The sequence below is a fragment of the Streptomyces sparsus genome (assembly GCF_054776295.1).
The window spans coordinates 1-2,315 of the sequence record NZ_BAAHCA010000793.1 but is presented as its reverse complement, the minus strand read 5'-3'; the positions used below and the strand labels follow the sequence as shown (position 1 = coordinate 2,315).

2 protein-coding genes and 1 pseudogene are annotated in these 2,315 nt (G+C 72.1%); 1 reads left to right on the top strand and 2 read right to left on the bottom strand.

Annotated elements, in window-relative coordinates:
- Positions 1-128: 128 nt before the first annotated feature.
- A complete protein-coding gene (locus tag ACYVE9_RS23445) occupies positions 129-1,193 on the bottom strand; it encodes a mechanosensitive ion channel family protein (protein ID WP_461029883.1) in 1,065 nt (354 codons plus the stop codon).
- A 111-nt stretch (positions 1,194-1,304) separates the two neighbouring features.
- Here ACYVE9_RS23445 and ACYVE9_RS23440 point away from each other — a divergent pair, with 111 nt between their 5' ends.
- Positions 1,305-1,880, top strand: coding sequence for a dienelactone hydrolase family protein (locus ACYVE9_RS23440; RefSeq protein ID WP_461029882.1), 576 nt, complete (start codon positions 1,305-1,307; stop codon positions 1,878-1,880).
- Between the two features lie 114 nt (positions 1,881-1,994).
- Here the strand turns inward: ACYVE9_RS23440 and ACYVE9_RS23435 are convergent.
- Positions 1,995-2,315: pseudogene (locus ACYVE9_RS23435) on the bottom strand (serine/threonine protein kinase); the annotation flags it as partial.

Here is a 2,315-nt window from a genome sequence, read left to right as displayed (position 1 = left end):
TGGAGCCGGGCGGGGCTCCTGGCGGGGGAGGACGCGCCCCGGGTCCGGGCCCGGACCCGGGGCGGTTCCGGTCCTGACCGGGCTGAACTCCGGCTCCGGGGCTGCCCTGCGACCCGGGGCGGGAACCGTCAGAGCTGGCGGGGGCCGTCCTCGAAGCCGTAGCCGCCCGGCTCGTGCGCGGTCCGCAGGCGGGGGAGCGCGTAGGGGTGCTTGTCGCGCAGCCAGGTGATCAGCGCCTCCCGTACCTCGCAGCGCAACGTCCAGATGTCGTCGCCGGTGCGGGCCGTCATCGACGCCCGGACCTCGATGGTGGACGGAGTGCTGTCGGTGACCACCAGGCTCCAGTTCCGGCCGTCCCAGGCGTCACTGGCCCGCACGACCTCCTCCGTCCTGGCGCGCAGCTCGTCGATGGGGGTGGTGTGGTCCAGGTGCAGGAAGACCGTGCCGGTCATCTGCGGGCCGCCCCGCGACCAGTTCTCGAACGGCTTGCTGGTGAAGTACGACACCGGCATGGTGATGCGCCGCTCGTCCCAGGTGAGCACCACCAGGTAGGAGACGGTGATCTCGTCCACCGTGCCCCACTCGCCGTCCACCACGACCGTGTCACCGATGCGGACCATGTCGCCGAACGCGATGGACAGGCCGGCGAAGAGGTTGCTGAGCGTGGACTGCGCCGCGATACCGGCGACGATGCCCAGCACACCGGCGGACGCCAGCATCGAGGTGCCGACCGTCTTCATCGCCGGGAACTGGAGCAGGACGGCGGCGACCGCGATCACCGTCACCACCGCCGTCACCAGCCGCTGGATCAGCGTCAGTTGGGTGCGCACCCGGCGCGCCTTGGCCGCGTCCTGCGCCACGCCGGCGTACCGGGAGGACACCGTCTCCGCTATGGCCGTGACCACCCGGAGCGCCAGCCACGCCGACGCGGCGATCATGATCGTCGTCAGCCACAGGGTCGCGGTCTCCCGGCCGTTCGTGGCCAGGTGGGTGCTGCCGAAGAAGCCCCGCACCAGGGCGACGAAGAACACCGCCTGCAGGGGCACCCGGCCGCGCCGCAGCAGCCCCCACATCGGGGTCTCGGGATGGCGCCGGTCGAGGCGGGCCAGCGTCCGGTCGACGCCCCAGGCGATAACCCAGGCGAGGACGAACGCACCACCGAAAACGATCAGTGGCCGCAGCACGTCTTCCATGATGGTCTTGACTCCTTGAGCGTATGGGGAAGTTCCGACCGTACCTGGCAGCATGGGGGCGAACCCGCCCCGGCCGAGTGGAGGCGGGACCTGCGAGAGAGAAGTGACACTGTGGCGACCGTTGTGCTGTTCCACTCCGCGTACGGGCCGCGGCCCGCGCTCGAAACCGCTGCTGAGCGGCTGCGGGCGGCAGGCCACGAGGTGCACACCCCGGACCTGTACGAGGGGCAGACCGCGGAGACGGTCGAGGACGGCATGAAGATCAAGGACCGGATCGGCCGTGACGAACTTCTCATGCGCGCCGTGACCGTCACCGCGCCGCTCAGCGAACGCGGCCTGGTCTACGCCGGTTTCTCGCTCGGTGGTTCCATCGCCCAGACGCTGGCCCTGGCGGACAGCAAGGCCCGCGGGCTGCTCCTGCTGCACGGCACCTCCGACATCGCCGAGGACGCCGCCGTGGACGACCTCCCCGTCCAGTTGCACGTCGCCGACCCCGACCCGTTCGAGCCGCACGACTGGCTCAACGCCTGGTACCTGCGCATGCGCAGGGCCGGCGCGGACGTCGAGGTGTACCGCTACCCCGGCGCCGGCCACCTCTACACCGACGAGAGCCTGCCCGACTTCGACGCCGAGGCCGCCGAGCAGACCTGGAAGACGGCACTGGGCTTCCTGGACTCCCTGGACTGACCCCGGACGGCACGGGCTTCCGGGTTGGGTCCGGGCAGCAGGGGCCCTGGTCGGCCAACCGGCGGCGGGGCTGAGGTCGGCGGGGGCGCACGCGTCCGGGCGGCGGCGTGGGTCTCAGGGGCGGGTGCACCTGCCGCTGCCGCCGCTCTGCGGGTAGCAGACGTACACCCGGTCCGCGGAGGAACGGCTCAGGTACCGGCCCACGCAGTCGTCCGGGTCGGTACGGCCCCGCTCGGCGCAGAAGCGCACGGCGTCCCTGCCGTCGGTGAACGGACCCGGCGCGTAGATCACCCAGTAGCCCGGGTTCAGCGAGGGGAACTCGTCGCTGCGCAGGACCTGCGCCTGGGGCACCTCGGCGCGGACCGCCGCCAGCCGCTGGTCGCGGGCCGCAGTTCCGCCGGCGACCGGCTCGGAGAACAGCTGGGCCACCCACGC

Bases quoted from the DNA above. Each gene is read 5' to 3' on its own strand.
- ACYVE9_RS23445 (WP_461029883.1), bottom strand. From the start codon at position 1,193: ATGGAAGACGTGCTGCGGCCACTGATCGTTTTCGGTGGTGCGTTCGTC.